At 53.2% G+C, this 15,121-nt stretch carries 15 protein-coding genes; 11 read left to right on the top strand and 4 right to left on the bottom strand.

The window, feature by feature from the left end; all coding sequences use genetic code 11:
- Positions 1-151 precede the first annotated feature (151 nt).
- Positions 152-685, top strand: coding sequence for a TIGR00730 family Rossman fold protein (locus QVO66_RS13525; protein WP_021856038.1), 534 nt, complete (start codon positions 152-154; stop codon positions 683-685).
- Positions 686-914: 229 nt separating this feature from the next.
- Here QVO66_RS13525 and QVO66_RS13520 read toward each other — a convergent pair whose 3' ends face one another.
- The 4 genes from QVO66_RS13520 to QVO66_RS13505 all read right to left on the bottom strand — a co-directional run bounded on the left by QVO66_RS13520 (position 915) and on the right by QVO66_RS13505 (position 4,515).
- The gene (locus QVO66_RS13520; protein WP_021856037.1) at positions 915-2,117 is read right to left on the bottom strand and encodes a dicarboxylate/amino acid:cation symporter; all 1,203 of its coding nucleotides are present in this window, start codon (positions 2,115-2,117) and stop codon (positions 915-917) included.
- Positions 2,117-3,310, bottom strand: a complete 1,194-nt coding sequence (locus tag QVO66_RS13515; protein WP_021856036.1) for an FprA family A-type flavoprotein — start codon at positions 3,308-3,310, stop codon at positions 2,117-2,119. Before QVO66_RS13515 ends, QVO66_RS13520 begins: the two co-directional genes overlap by 1 nt.
- Before the next feature lie 81 nt (positions 3,311-3,391).
- Positions 3,392-4,339: a carbohydrate kinase family protein gene (locus QVO66_RS13510; RefSeq protein WP_021856035.1), complete on the bottom strand. Its 948-nt coding sequence runs from the start codon at positions 4,337-4,339 to the stop codon at positions 3,392-3,394.
- 5 nt (positions 4,340-4,344) lie between these two features.
- A complete protein-coding gene (locus QVO66_RS13505; RefSeq protein WP_288172912.1) occupies positions 4,345-4,515 on the bottom strand; it encodes a hypothetical protein in 171 nt (56 codons plus the stop codon).
- A gap of 81 nt (positions 4,516-4,596) precedes the next feature.
- Here QVO66_RS13505 and QVO66_RS13500 point away from each other — a divergent pair, with 81 nt between their 5' ends.
- From QVO66_RS13500 to QVO66_RS13455, 10 genes are all read left to right on the top strand, one after another.
- Positions 4,597-5,826 (top strand): M16 family metallopeptidase, encoded by a 1,230-nt coding sequence (locus QVO66_RS13500; protein WP_021856034.1) that lies wholly within the window; start codon positions 4,597-4,599, stop codon positions 5,824-5,826.
- Between the two features lie 392 nt (positions 5,827-6,218).
- Complete coding sequence (locus QVO66_RS13495; protein WP_021856033.1) at positions 6,219-7,367, top strand: PCMD domain-containing protein; 1,149 nt, start codon at positions 6,219-6,221, stop codon at positions 7,365-7,367.
- 2 nt (positions 7,368-7,369) lie between these two features.
- Positions 7,370-8,122 (top strand): porin family protein, encoded by a 753-nt coding sequence (locus QVO66_RS13490; RefSeq protein WP_021856032.1) that lies wholly within the window; start codon positions 7,370-7,372, stop codon positions 8,120-8,122.
- Positions 8,123-8,146: 24 nt separating this feature from the next.
- Complete coding sequence (locus tag QVO66_RS13485) at positions 8,147-9,115, top strand: calycin-like domain-containing protein (RefSeq protein WP_021856031.1); 969 nt, start codon at positions 8,147-8,149, stop codon at positions 9,113-9,115.
- Positions 9,116-9,294: 179 nt separating this feature from the next.
- The gene (locus QVO66_RS13480; protein ID WP_021856030.1) at positions 9,295-10,593 is read left to right on the top strand and encodes a DUF2851 family protein; all 1,299 of its coding nucleotides are present in this window, start codon (positions 9,295-9,297) and stop codon (positions 10,591-10,593) included.
- 340 nt (positions 10,594-10,933) lie between these two features.
- Positions 10,934-11,335 carry an acyl-CoA thioesterase gene (locus QVO66_RS13475; RefSeq protein ID WP_053397802.1) on the top strand — a complete coding sequence of 134 codons (402 nt, stop codon included), beginning with the start codon at positions 10,934-10,936 and terminating at the stop codon, positions 11,333-11,335.
- Between the two features lie 97 nt (positions 11,336-11,432).
- Positions 11,433-12,563, top strand: a complete 1,131-nt coding sequence (gene dprA, locus QVO66_RS13470; protein WP_288172911.1) for a DNA-processing protein DprA — start codon at positions 11,433-11,435, stop codon at positions 12,561-12,563.
- Positions 12,564-12,812: 249 nt separating this feature from the next.
- Positions 12,813-13,796 carry a tRNA dihydrouridine synthase DusB gene (gene dusB / locus QVO66_RS13465; protein WP_021856027.1) on the top strand — a complete coding sequence of 328 codons (984 nt, stop codon included), beginning with the start codon at positions 12,813-12,815 and terminating at the stop codon, positions 13,794-13,796.
- A 192-nt stretch (positions 13,797-13,988) separates the two neighbouring features.
- On the top strand, positions 13,989-14,714 hold the full coding sequence (locus tag QVO66_RS13460) for a tRNA threonylcarbamoyladenosine dehydratase (protein ID WP_021856026.1): 726 nt from the start codon (positions 13,989-13,991) through the stop codon (positions 14,712-14,714).
- Between the two features lie 128 nt (positions 14,715-14,842).
- A partial coding sequence (locus tag QVO66_RS13455) for an L-rhamnose mutarotase (protein WP_288172910.1) occupies positions 14,843-15,121 on the top strand: 279 nt, incomplete at its 3' end.

The following is a 15,121-nucleotide window of genomic DNA, read 5'->3' as shown; positions in this document are numbered from 1 at the left end:
GCCCGCTCGCGGCATTCCGGCATATATACTTATGGGCATGCAGAGCGACTATAACCTGCAGGTGGCAAGGGAGGACAAGAAGCTGGCAAAGAGGCTGGCGGAGATAAGAAAGGCAGCTGCGCTGCTGTAAACGGATAATTATTTGAATACAATGAAGATAGCAGTATTTTGTTCGGCAAATTCAAATCTCGACCCCGACTTCTTCAAAATGACCGAAGAACTGGGACGATGGATGGCCGAAAACGGGCATACGCTGGTGTTCGGCGGATGCAACCTGGGACTTATGGAGTGTGTGGCGAAGGCCGTGCATGATGCAGGCGGCACTACGATAGGCGTGGTGCCGATGATTATAGAGAAGGGCGGAAAGGTGTCCGACTATGTTGACGTGAAGATGATGTGCGACAACCTGAGCGACCGCAAGGACCTCATGCTGGCTCAGTGTGACGTAGCCGTGGCGCTGCCGGGCGGTGTGGGAACGCTCGACGAGATATTCACCATCGCTGCGTCGGCGTCTATCGGATATCACAGCAAGCCCGTGATACTCTACAACATGAAGGGCTTCTGGAACTCTCTTCTTGCCATGCTTGACGACCTTAAGGCCAAGGGCGTGATACGCAGCGGCTTCGACAAGACGCTCATGACGGCCAACAATATCGACGAACTGAAGGCATTGCTAACACGCTGACAGTCAGAGGCTTTCCGAAAGGCTATGTTTTAGCTCCTAAAAGGTGCCCTTTTAGCGTGCAATATGTGCCCTTTTGGAGGCTAAAAGGTGGCCTTTTGCAAATCGGTATGTATCGTGCCGATTTCAGACGGGTATCGTCAGGCGTTCCGATATCGGTTCAGGTATAAATAAAAAGGCATTTTTCCGTAAGCGGAAAGATGCCTTTTGTTTTTCTTTCAGATATATTCCGTTATTCCGCCGGTGCGTTGTCCGCAGCCGTTGCGGCTACCTTTCTGTTCGGCTTGAACATCTTGTCGATAACCAACGCTATGGCTCCGTCGCCTGTAACGTTGCATGCCGTGCCGAAGCTGTCCATGGCAATGTAGAGCGCAATCATCAGAGCCTGCTGCTCGGTGTTGAACCCCAGTATAGAGGCGAGCGGTCCGAGCGCCGCCATGATGCTTCCTCCCGGCACTCCCGGAGCTGCCACCATCACTATGCCGAGCATCATTATGAAGTGTATGAACACAGGCAGCGAGTGGGGTATGCCCTCAAGCATGCACAGCGTAAGCGCGCAGGCGGTGATCTTCAGCGTAGAGCCCGACATGTGGATTGTGGCGCACAGAGGCACCACGAACGACGCAATGTCGTTTCTCACGCCGTTCTTCAGCGTCTGGCGCAGCGATACCGGTATTGTGGCTGCCGACGACGACGTGCCGAGAGCGGTGAAGTAGGCAGGCAGCATGTTGATGAGCAGCCTCAGGGGGTTGCGCCTTACGATGGCTCCCGCTATGACATACTGGTAAAGAAGTACAAAGATGTGGAGCGCGAATATTACAACTATAATCTTGGCGAACACCGTCATGATGCGCATGGCGTCGCCCTTCATCGTCATATCAAGGAATATGCCGAAGATAAAGAGCGGCAACAACGGAACCACCGCCACGGCTATGGTCTTGGTGATTACCTCCTTCAGCTCCATGAAGGCATTTTTCAGAGTGGGCGTGTTGCTGTAGGCTATGCACAGGCCCATGAGAAACGAGAACACCAGTGCGCTCATGACGTCGGCCATTGGCGGTATGGTTATCTCGAAGTAAGGAGCAGTTCCCTCCGGCTTCACAACGGAACTGAAGTCGGAAACCGACGAAATCATCGACGGGAACAGGCTTGTTCCCACGCCATACGACAGCACTCCCGTGAGCACCGTGTCGGCGTATGCTATGGCTACCGTGGCCAGCAGCAGCTTGCCCGCGCCCTTGCCGATGTCGGCAATGGCAGGAGTAACCAGGCCGATGATTATCAGCGGAATGACAAAGTTGAGAAACTGGCTGAACACAGCGTTGAAGGTGACGAACACCCTTACTACCGGCAGGCTGAGCACATTGCCCAGCGCTATGCCAAGAGCTATCGCTATGATAACTCTTGGCAGCAGGCCCAGCTTTATCTTTTTCATTATCGGTCTTGTTTAAGCCTTTCAGCCATGGCGCGGCCCAGGGCCTCACACTGTGCGTAAGAGTCTTCTTTCAGGCTCTGCTTCATCTCAACCGGAGTGCCCACAGCCTCAAATTTCAGCTTGGTTTCGTTCCAGTGCTGTATGCGCTCAACGGCCTTGCCGGCCCATGCATAGCTTCCGAACCATCCGATATAGTGGCGGTTCTTGATGTCCTTGTTGGCTATCTCGCTCAGCAATACCTCCATCTCGTGGTAAAGACCTGCGTTGTAGGTAGGTGCGCCGACGATGAGTGCGCGGTAGCGGAATATGTCGCGCAGTATGTAAGAGTGGTGAGTCTTCGACACGTTGTACATAACGATGTTCTTGATGCCGGCCTGGCTCGCCGCGCGGGCTATCACTTCGGCCATGCGTTCGGTGTTGCCGTACATCGTTCCGTAGCATATCACGATGCCTTCCTCGGTCTCATAGCGGCTCAGACGGTCGTAGATGCCGATCACTTTGCTTACGTTCTCGTGCCATACGGGGCCGTGTGTAGAGCAGATATAGTCGAGCTGCACTCCCGCAAGCTTCTTCAGAGCGTTCTGTACGGGTACTCCGTACTTGCCGACGATGTTAGAATAGTAGCGCACCATCTCGAGCCAGAACGTGTCGCAGTTGATTTCTGAGTCGATTATGCCGCCGTTCAGCGCGCCGAAGCAGCCGAACGCGTCGCCCGAGAACAGCACATGGCTTGTAGTGTCGAGCGTAACCATGGTCTCGGGCCAGTGAACCATAGGTGTGAGGACGAAGTTAAGCTCATGCTTTCCGAGGCTCAGCTTGCTGCCGTTCTTAACCTCCACTTCGTTGGTTGTTATGCCGTAGAAGCCTTCAATCATGCCGAATGTCTTCTTGTTGGCAACGATTTTTATTTCAGGATAATATTTTCTTATCAGTTCTATGGCACCGCTGTGGTCGGGCTCCATGTGGTTTATCACCAGATAGTCAATCTTGCGGTCACCTATAACCTCCTTGATGTTCTTGATATATGGCATGAAGAAGTCTACCTCAACAGTGTCGATGAGGCACACCTTCTCGTCGTTTATGAGGTAAGAGTTGTACGAAACTCCGTTGGGCAGCGGCCACAGGCCCTCAAAAAGCTCCTTGTTGCGGTCGTTGACGCCTACATAATAGATGTTGTCTTTAATCTCAATCATGATTCAAATAAATTTATTTGGTTTGTTCTTTTTCGTATTTTATATCCTGTATGATGCCGTGCAGTGTCGGTTCGGCGGCTGTTATTCGCCCTTGAGGGCCTCCTCGCGCATGGCCTCGCCAAACTCCTTGTCGATAGAGTTGTCTATGCTCTTGCAGCAGTTGGCCGAGAACTTCTGGGCACATTCAATCACCTTGTCCCACAGGTCCTCGCTGAGTCCGCGGTCGATGACGTCGCGCGTCACTCCGTAGCGCATCATTCCGTACACCAGTCCGGCGTTGAAGTTGTCGCCGGCGCCTATCGTGCTCACCGTGCTGGTGGCCGTAACGGGGTAGCTCTTCCTGAATCCGCCCTCGGCATGAAGCTCTACCGGCTGCGCGCCGTTGGTGTAGATGAACTTCTTGCAGTAGAAAGAAATCTCCGAGTTGTACACTTTGTCGGATGTCTCCATCTTGTACATCACCTTGAAGTCGTCGTGGCTGCCGCGCACGATGTCGGCATATTCAAAGTTCTCGAGTATGTTCGGCGTGAGCTTCATCACCTCGTTGGCGTGCGACGACCTGAAGTTGACGTCGTAATATATTATCGCCCCGTTGCTGCGCGCATGGTTCATGAGCGCTGCCACCTGCGGCCTTATCACGGGATTGACGGCATAGTAGGAGCCGAGCATGACGATGTCGTCGCGGTTGATCTCAGGACATATATAGTCGAGACGGTCGTGCGGGTGGTCTTTATAGAAGATATATTCTGCGTCGTTGTTGTCGTTGAGAAACGCGAGCGACACGGGCGACTTGCTGCCCTTGAACATGTTGACGTTAGAGGCGTCAACTCCGTTTTCCTTAAGGAAGTCGACCGTGCGCCGTCCTATGCGGTCGTCGCCCACCTCGCTGATAAAGGCTGCGGGCACGCCGGCACGTCCGAGCGATATTATGCCGTTGTAGACTGAGCCTCCCGGCACGGCGCTCACCGGACGTTCGTTCTTGAAAATGATGTCAAGCACGGTTTCACCTATTCCTATAACTTTCCTCATCTGTTTTAGTTTTGACATTTTCGGGCTGCTGCCTGTGCGCCTCCTGCCGTCCGCCTTGCCGCAGGCTGCTGTGCCGCCGGCGGCTGATGGTCCTGCGGGCTGAGGCCTCCGGCTGTTGCGGTGCGGGCATGCGGCGCTGTGCGCGGCGTGCGCCCTGTTGATATAATTAGCTGCAAATATCCGAATTTTTTATTAAATAACAAACTAAAAAGTTGTATTTTTGCACAATGGATTTTGAGCTTTAATAAAAGATACAAATGCAATATAATACATCTACTTTGGCCAACGGCCTCAGGATTATCCACCTGCCGTCGGCCTCGCCCGTGGTTTATTGCGGCTACGGCATATGTGCCGGCACGCGCGACGAGCAGCCCGGAGAGGAGGGCATCGCCCACTTCTGCGAGCACACCACGTTCAAGGGCACCGCAAGGCGCACCTCAATACAGATACTGAACCGGCTGGAGAAGGTGGGAGGCGACCTCAACGCCTTCACCAACAAGGAGGACACAGTGTTCTATGCGGCACTGCTGAAGGAGCACATCGCAAGGGCTGTCGACCTGCTTACCGACATGGTGTTCCACAGCACGTATCCGCAGGCAGAGATTGACAAGGAGATTGAGGTGATATGCGACGAGATTGAATGTTACAACGACTCGCCTGCCGAACTGATTTATGACGAGTTTGAGAACGCCATATTCAGCGGACATCCGCTCGGACACAACATCCTGGGCAGGGCGGAGCGCCTGCGCGAATATACAACGGACAACGCGCTGAGCTTCACGCGCCGCTTCTACCGTCCCGAGAATGCCGTGTTCTTTGCCTATGGCGACATCAGTTTCAGCCGTCTTGTCAGGCTGCTCGAGAAGGCCACGGCCGACTTTCCGCCGTGCAGTCCGCTCGTCGACAGCGTGCCAAAGGGCGTCCTGCCCGAATATAACCCGCAGGAACTGCTCCGCCATAAGAACACTCATCAGGCCCATGTGATGATAGGCAACCGTGCCTACAGCGTGCACGACAACAGGCGCATGGCCCTGTATCTGCTCAACAACATACTTGGCGGACCGGGCATGAACGCCCGCCTGAACATAGCCCTCAGGGAGAAGCACGGACTGGTGTACACCGTAGACAGCTCGATGGTGAGCTATTCAGACACCGGAATGTGGTGTGCCTACTTCGGCTGCGACCCTAAGGACGTGAAGAAATGCCGCCGCCTCGTGATGCGCGAGCTCGACCGTATGGCGCAGAAACCCATGTCGGCAGCACAGCTTGCAGCCGCCAAGAGGCAGATAAAGGGACAGATAGGCGTGGCGTGCGACAACCGCGAAAGCTTCGCCCTCGACTTCGCAAAGAGCTTCCTGCACTATGGCTGGGAGAAAGACGTAACGGCGCTGATGAGCCAGATAGACCGTCTGACGGCCGAAGAGCTGCAGGCCGTGGCTGCCGAGGTGTTCTGCAAGGACAAGCTCACGGCGCTTACATTCGTCTGATCTGAGCCGGTCTCGTCGCAGTTTGTCGTGTTTGCGTAATACCTTGATATACAATAGTTTACATGGAGTGTTGACTCCGCTTTCCAAAAGGCCACCTTTTAGCTTGCAAAAGGTGGCCTTTTGTCGTCTGAAAGACGGCCTTTTACAATGCAAAAGCATACCTTTCAGAAATCGCCCCGCATACAGCCGTCTGCCGGTTGAGCGCAGGCGGCATAAAATCAGACGTGCAGCCCTTATGTATAGACAAATGTCCTATTTGTCGCAAAAGATGGAATAAAACTTTATTTAATCAAAAAGTTTAGTATAAAAGGTGTAATTTTTGTTAAAATAATTTGGCGTACATTGATTTTTGGAATATCTTTGCAAGATATTAAATCATACCCGTATCATAAATGAAGTTCACCAATATACTTCTGACAATCGCCGTATGCAGCTCGTTGACATCCTGCTTTAAGGACGAGCCGCTCAACGCTGAATGCGACATCGAGCAGGCATACGTACACACAGACAATCCTTCAGACATATTCTTCGCGCCCAGCGACACGCTGGTAAACGTTCCCTCGGAGCAGACCAACATAACTTTCAACGTTAAAGTTGGTGCCGACCTGAGCAGCATGGCCCCGATATTCAAGCTCACTGAAGGCGCCACGATAGAGCCGGCCAGCGGTTCGGTGCACGACTTCAGCGACGGTAAGACCGTCACTTACAAGGTTACGTCGCAGGACGGGCAGTGGAGCAGGACATACGTGGTGGCCTTCAAGACACAGGCCTCTGTCGGAAAGTACGACTTCGAGAACTTCCGCATCATCAAGGGCGGTGCCGGAGGCGAGTATTATGAATGGAGCGACCTCAATGAAGACAGCGAATGGATGGGCAACTGGGCTACGGGTAACCCCGGATTCAACATCAGCATGAGCAGTGCCGAGGCCTACGAATACCCCACGGCGCCATATGCCGACGGATACTACGGCTCGGCCGTTAAGCTCGAGACACGCAGCACGGGAGCGCTGGGAGCCATGGTCAACATGCGCATAGCCGCAGGCAACTTGTTTATAGGCTACTTCGACGTAAGCAAGGCACTTACAAACACGCTGAAGGCCACCAACTTCGGACTGCCGTTCGACCGCAAGCCGTTGCGCTTCACCGGACATTATATGTATACGCCGGGCAGCATGCTTATGGACAAATACGGAAACGAAATACCCGGAAAGACCGACCAGGGCGACATCTATGCCGTGTTCTACCGTAATCACGACAGCGCCGGAAAGCCCGTCATGCTGTATGGCGACGACGTGCTTACCAACAGCAACATCGTGGCTATAGCAAGGCTCGGCGAAGTAAAGGCAACAGACGGATGGACATCGTTCGACATCAATTTTGAATATACCGGCGAAGTAGACCCCGCCGAACTGGCCAACAGAGGCTATAACCTGGCCGTGGTGTTCTCGTCGAGCATCGACGGAGCAGCGTTCTGCGGAGCCATCGGCAGCACGCTTATAGTTGACGAAGTTGAAGTGGTCTGCGAAGAAACAACCGAATAGTCATGAAGAAAACGTTTATCACATTAGTCCTGACCGCCCTTACGGCCTCTGCGGCCTTCGGAGCAGGCATATTCGACAATCTTGTTTACAACCTGCGCTTCGGCTACAGCGTGGGAGGCACAGCCCCCATGGGCATGCCGGCCTCGATAAGAAGCCTCGACAGCTACAAGCTCGAGCCCAACTTCTCGCTCGGACTGGGCATATACAAGCCCCTGTCAGACAAGTGGGGACTCACCACCGGACTGCATCTTGAGAACAAGGGAATGAACATCGACGCCACCGTCAAGAACTATCACATGGCCATCGTGAGGGGAGGACAGAGGCTCGAGGGCCAGTTTACCGGCCACAACGCTTCCGAGGTGGAGATGTGGATGCTCACGCTTCCGCTGCAGGCAACCTACGCCCTTAACAGCAACCTGCACCTGAAGCTCGGTCCCTATCTGTCTTACGTCAGGTCGCACTCCTTCCGCGGATATGCCTACGACGGCTACCTGCGTGTCGGCGACCCCACCGGAGCAAAGGTGGAGCTTGGCTCTGACGAGGGCAGCCGCGGCACTTACGACTTCAGCGACGACATGCGCTCATGGCAGCTTGGCATGATGCTCGGCGCCGAATGGTACTTCCACAAGCAGTGGGGAGCCTTTGCCGACGTCTCATGGGGATTCACCGGAATATTCAGAAAGCACTTCGATACTATCGAACAGACGCTTTACCCGATTTACGGAACAATAGGTGTTTCATATAAAATAAAGTAACATAATAACAAAACAAGGAAAAAGATGAAGAAAATTTTTACTATTATTGCGCTCCTCGCACTCACTCTTACAGCAGGAGCTAAGGATTTTACCGACCAGCTTTCAATCTCTCTGGGCAGCGGCGAACCTACAATATCTGAATCAACAATATCTGTTGAGGAAGTAGAAGGCTCTGACGGACTCTACAACATCACCCTGAAGAACTTCTCTTTCGGCCCGTTGAACCTCGGCGACATCAAGGTTGAGAACGTAAAGGGCAACGATGAGGAGCCAAGCGGATACACATGGTTTGAAGAGACAAAGGCTTCTGTAAAAGTAAACATAGGAGTCCCTGTTACAGCTGAGGTTACTGTCAACGAAGGCAGCTACATGCATGGCGACAAACTCTACATGACAATGACAATATCTGCTGTCGGAATGAATATCTCTGCTGTGTTCGGAACACCCGAAAGCCAGACTAAGAGCTATACAGACAACCTCGTTGTTACAGCTATGGGCAGCACAATGCCGGCTCAGCAGGCTACAATCGAAGTTACAAAGCAGTCAAACGGCAAATACACTCTTGCTCTGAAGAACTTCGAGCTTACAGGAGTTATGGCTGTAGGTACTGTTGAAATGACAGACGTTGACGCCGTTGAGGAAGACGGAGTTGTTAAACTCAGCACCAAGCAGACCGTAACTATCAAGGCCGGCGACGATCCTGAGGTTAACTGGGCACTTAAAGGCGTACCTGTAGACGTTGACATGATAGCTGATATGACTGACGACAAGCTGAAAGCCGACATCAATATTCTGTATTCAATTCCAGGTGTTATGGACATGGATATCAATGTTAAGTTCGGTTATGAGTCAGCAGGCATCAGCGCTCCTGTAACCAACAGCGGCGTTGAAGCTGTGTACGACATCAACGGAAACAAGCTGAACGGCATGAAGAAGGGTCTCAACATCCTGAAGAAGGCTGACGGAACAACCGTTAAGGTTATCAAGAAATAATGACGCACGACAATGGTCTGTGCCGCTGAAGGCGCAGACTTATGGCGCTTAAAGATAAAAAATCCCGTACAGGAAACATCTTGTACGGGATTTTTTCGTATCTTTGTATTGCGCTGAAATGGGCGCAAAGGCCGCACAAAGGCCTGCAACCGACTAAGAACTGCATAAAAAACACGCTTATGGAAAAGCTTCTTCATTATGTATGGAAGCACAAGATGTTTCCCGTAAGGCCGCTCCTTACCACCACGGGCGAGAGCGTTGAGGTGATAGACGCAGGTCTGCCAAACGCCAACGCGGGGCCCGACTTCTTCAACGCGAAGGTCAGAATAGGCGGCACTATGTGGGTAGGAAACATCGAGATACACGACAAGGCATCCGACTGGTATGCGCACGGACACGACAAAGACAAGGCCTACGACAACGTTGTGCTGCATGTGGCGGCAGAAACGGGGCAGGACATCATAACGTCCGACGGCCGCAAGGTGGCGCAGATAAGGCTCGACGTGCCGCAGGAGGTTAGCCGCAACTATGACGAACTTATCACCACCGACCATTATCCGCCCTGCTACGCCATCATACCGCAGCTAAGCCGGCTCACGGTTCACAGCTGGATGAGCCGCCTGCAGGCCGAACGGCTGGAGCAGAAGACCGACGCCATAAGGCAGAGAGCCGACAGATGCGGCGGCTCGTGGGAGTCGGCGCTCTTCGTAACGATGGCGCGCAACTACGGATTCGGCGTCAACGGCGACGCCTTCGAGGCGTGGGCAATGAGCGTTCCGCTGCAGAGCGTGGCTCATCACCGCGACGACCTGTTCCAGATTGAGGCAATATTCATGGGACAGGCAGGTCTGCTTGAGTATGACACCATACCCGAACCTTACCGCGACGACGCCATCAAGGAGGGCTATTTCGACCGTCTGCGCAAGGAATATCAGTATATGGCGCATAAGTTTGGCCTTACTCCCATCGACGCCGGCATGTGGAAGTTTCTCAGGATGAGGCCCCAGAACTTTCCTCACATACGCATATCGCAGCTGGCACAGCTCTATCATTCGCGCCAAAGCGACCTTAGCCGCCTTGCCGAGTGTACATCCGTCGAGCAGCTTAAAGACCTGCTGCGCACAAGGGTTACGCCTTACTGGGAGACTCACTACACCTTTGGCAGCACGAGCGTTAAGAACCGCAAGAGCATTTCCGACCCGTCGCTCAATCTGCTCATCATCAACACCGCCGTGCCCATGCTCTTTGCCTACGGCCGCCACCGCCACGACGACACGTTGTGCAGTCGCGCGTTCAGTCTGCTCAGTGAGCTGCGGGCAGAAAACAACCATATAGTAAGACTGTGGGAGCAGTGCGGACTGAAGGCCGAAAACGCCGGAGACAGTCAGGCGCTGATACAGCTGAAGAAGGAATACTGCGACAAGAAGGACTGCCTTAGGTGCCGCATAGGATACGAATATCTGAAGACAAAGCGCTGACAGGACAACAGAAATGTGCCTTTTTATCGCAATTCGTGCCATATAAAGCGGCATATCAGACGCCGGATAGATGCCGATTTTACGGCCATTCGTAACCTCTTGATTATCAATATGATACAAACGGCTTCCTAAAAGGCCATGTTTTAGGCTCCAAAAGGTGCCATTTCATCGTGTAAAAGGTGCCCTTTCGCAAGTCAAAAGGCCACCTTTCAGAAAACGCCCCGTCATGCCCCATACAACAAGGGCATAAACCTGACTAAGAAACTGCCGCGAAGACAAAACAAATCTTTTAGCACAAAAAAACAGAAAATAATACGGAAAAAGCCTTATCTTTGCATCCATTATGGAATATATATTCACCACACGAATGATGGTTCGCGACTATGAGTGCGACATCGAAGGCATTGTGAACAACGCAAACTATCTGCACTACACCGAGCACACGCGCCACCTCTTTCTGAAAGAGTGCGGACTCAGCTTCGCCGAGATGCACCGCAAGGGCGTCGACGCCGTCGTGGCCCGCATGAACCTGCAGTATAAGACGCCGCTTAGATGCGACGACGAGTTTATATCATGCCTCAACCTCAAGAAGGAAGGCTTGCGATATGTGTTCTATCAGGACATCTACCGCGCCTCTGACAACAAGATATGCTTCAAGGGCGTGATAGACCTTGTATGTCTGGTGAACGGCAAACTGGCCAACAGCAAGGAGTATGACGAGGCTTTCAGCCGCTGGCTTTAGGCAGCAGCGGCCACAGGCGCATGCGCCTAAAGCCCCCACATCACTCCCATAAGCCCCATAAATCCCGTTCCTCCCATCCTCAAGAACCATCCCCGCCATGCACGAACAAGAGATATTAAACATGCTTACGCTCAGCAGAATCAGCTATTTTAATTCTGCCGAGATAACCGCATTGTGGCGCAAGGCGGGCAGCGCTACGGCCATAATGGACAACCGCCGCAACATATGCGACCTGATGCCCGACTGCAACCGCCGCACTGCCGAGGCGCTGGCCGACACGGCTGAGGCAGAGGCGAGGGCAGAGAGCGAGATTGAGTTTGCGGCGCGTAACGGCATAAGCATATTGTGCATGGGCAGCGAAGACTATCCGCAGCGGCTGAAGGAGTGCATCGACGCACCGCTCGTGCTGTTCTATAAAGGCACGGCAAGGCTCAACCGCATGCGCGTAATCAACATCGTCGGCACACGCCACTGCACCGCCTACGGGCAGGACTGCATACACAGCTTTGTTAAAGACCTGTCTGCGATGTGCCCAGACGTGCTCATTGTAAGCGGACTGGCATACGGAGTGGACATCTGCGCGCACCGCGAGGCACTGGCAAACGGACTCGACACGGTGGCCGTACTGGCTCACGGATTAGACTATCTCTATCCGCCACGCCACCGCGACACGGCCGACAAGATGCTCACCCAGGGCGGACTGCTCACCGAGTTCTTCTCAAACACCAACGCCGACAAGCTCAATTTCCTGCGCCGCAACCGCATCGTGGCAGGCATGTCCGACGCCACGGTGCTGATAGAGAGTGCCGCCCACGGCGGCGGACTTGTAACGGCGCGCATTGCCAACAGCTACAGCCGCGACGTGTTTGCCTTTCCCGGCCGTACGGGCGACATGTATTCTGAAGGCTGCAACAACCTTATACGCGACAACAAGGCGGGCCTTATATCCGGCGCCGCCGACTTTATAAACGCCATGGGATGGCAGACCGACGCCCGTCTGGAGCAGGCTCGCCGTAACGGTATAGAGCGCACGCTCTTTCCCGAGCTTACAGCCGACGAGCAGGCCGTGGCCGATGCCCTGCAGAAGGAGAACGACCAGCAGGTAAACAGTCTGACCCTGACCTCCGGCATCCCCGTCAGCCGTCTCGCCGCCACCCTGTTCACGCTCGAGATGAAAGGCATGGTGAGGTGCATGGCAGGAGGAGTTTATCATTTAATTAATAACTGAAAATAGAAAAAACGTCAGGTAGTTAAAGGAGTTAAAGTAGTTATCGCTCACGCGGTGAGCTAGTAGTTAAAGTCAAATGCCTTGTGGCTTATCCCGTCATAAGTCCCATTATGTCCCATAAGTCCCACAAACACCAGCAGGACATTCGGCTTTAACTCCTAGCCGGCACAGCCGGCGATAACTCCTTTAACTACTAGCTCACAGCATGAGCGATAACTACTTAAGACCAAACCATCAACCCTACACGCAATGAAAATAGGCAACATACAGTTTGGCGACCGGCCTTTGCTGCTGGCGCCGATGGAAGATGTAACCGACATAGGATTCCGCCGGCTGTGCAAACGCTACGGAGCGGCTATGGTATACACCGAGTTTGTCAGCGCAGAAGCACTGGTGCGCTCGGTTAAGAGCACCATGAACAAGCTCACAATAAGCGACGACGAGAGGCCCGTGGGCATCCAGATCTATGGCCGCGACGTGCCGCAGATGGTGGAGGCGGCAAAGATTGTTGAGGAGGCCGGCCCCGACCTGATAGACATCAACTTCGGCTGTCCTGTCAAGAAGGTGGCAGGCAAGGGCGCCGGAGCAGGCATGCTGCAGAACATTCCGCTGCTGCTCGACATAACACGCGAGGTGGTCAAGGCGGTGAAAGTGCCCGTAACGGTGAAGACAAGGCTCGGATGGAACAGCGACAACCTCATAATAACCGAGCTGGCCGAGCAGCTTCAGGACTGCGGAATACAGGCTCTGACGATACACGGACGCACAAGGGCGCAGATGTACACAGGTCAGGCAGACTGGACTCTGATAGGCGAAGTGAAGCGTAATCCGCGCATACACATCCCCATAATAGGCAACGGCGACATCACTACGCCCGAAGAAGCCAGGCAGGCGTTTGAGCGTTACGGCGTAGACGCGGTGATGATAGGCCGCGCAACGTTCGGTCATCCGTGGATTTTCAAGGAGATTCGCGACTATCTTAACGGCAAGGAACCTGATCCTGAACTCGACTTCAACCGCAAGCTGGACATCCTCGAGGAGCAGTTGCGTATCAACGTGGAGCGCATAGACGAGTATCGCGGCATACTGCACACGCGCCGTCATCTCGCCGCCACGCCCATATTCAAGGGCATTCCCGACTTCCGTCAGACGCGTATAGCCATGCTCCGCGCCTCGACAGTTGACGAACTGATGGCCATTCTCGAAGATTGCAGGAAAAGACTGGGTAATTAAGAAGTAAGAATTAAGGATTAAGAAAGCATGACTTGGCAGCTGAAAACACAGCTGAAGATAGTCCTTTTAATTGAGACTTAAAGTCTAATGCATAATAATAAGAGGGCGTAGAACCTGCCAAATTATGAATTATAATTTGTGAAACGAAGTTCGGCATTAGCCAATTATGAATTAATCGTGTGATAGAATTTTATGAACAGCGATTTATCAAGAACCCGACTGCTGCTCGGCGACGATGCCACTGAGAGGCTGTGCGCAACGCGCGTCATAGTGTTTGGCGTGGGCGGCGTAGGCAGCTGGTGCGTTGAGGCACTGGTGCGCTCGGGCGTAAGACATATAACCATTGTAGACCCCGACCGCGTGTGCCCGTCGAATATCAACCGGCAGCTCATGGCCACCACGTCGACCGTGGGCAAGCCGAAGGTGGAAGTGCTGCGCGACAGACTGCTCGACATCAGTCCCGAGGCTGAGGTTGACGCGCGTTTTATGGCGTTCAGTGCCGATACGGCGGCAGAATTTAATCTAAACGACTACGACTATGTTGTCGACGCGATAGACAGCATAGCCGACAAGATGCTGCTGATACGCACGGCATGCCGCTCAAAGGCCACCCTGCTGTCGTCGATGGGGGCAGCGCGCAAGCTCGACCCGTCGCGCATCAAGGTTACAGAATTCTGGAAAGTGGAGGGCTGTCCGCTTGCCCGCAAGCTGCGTCAGGAGTTCAAACGTCAGGGCGACAAGCCTGCACGCAAGTTCAGATGCGTCTACAGCGACGAGCTTCTGCCTAACCAGGGCACGTCAGACGAGGCGCGCGCCAACGGCTCAATGCTCCACATAACCGGCATATTCGGCTTCACCCTTGCAAGCCAAATCATCAAAGACGTATTCAAAGAGGCAGAAGGGGAGGATAGGAAGTAATAATTAAAAATTAAAAATTAAGAATTAAGAAAATTAGCCCAATTATTAATTAATACATAATTTTTGGGGACAATTAACCAACCCAATTATGAATTGTGAATTATTAATTATGAATTAAAAATATAACTATGGAAGGCTATAAGACAAAAGAATTCGGCGTGCCTGTAAAGCGTTACTGTCAGACAATGGAACTGAAAGACGACGCGGAGCTTATCCGCCGCTATCGCGAGGCCCACGACAAAGAGCACTTCTGGGACGAGATTAAGGAAGGAATAAAGGCCGTAGGCATATTGGAAATGGAGATTTACATCCTCGGCAACCGCCTGTTTATGATTGTCGACGCACCGTTAGACTTCGACTGGGACAGTGCGATGGCGCGCCTTGCCACGCTGCCGCGACAGCAGGAA

Origin of the sequence: Prevotella sp. CAG:255, assembly GCF_000431195.1 — a bacterium.
Classification (GTDB): domain Bacteria; phylum Bacteroidota; class Bacteroidia; order Bacteroidales; family Bacteroidaceae; genus Prevotella; species Prevotella rara.
The sequence above is the reverse complement of the archived record's forward strand: the minus strand, read 5'-3'. Positions and strand labels throughout refer to the sequence as shown.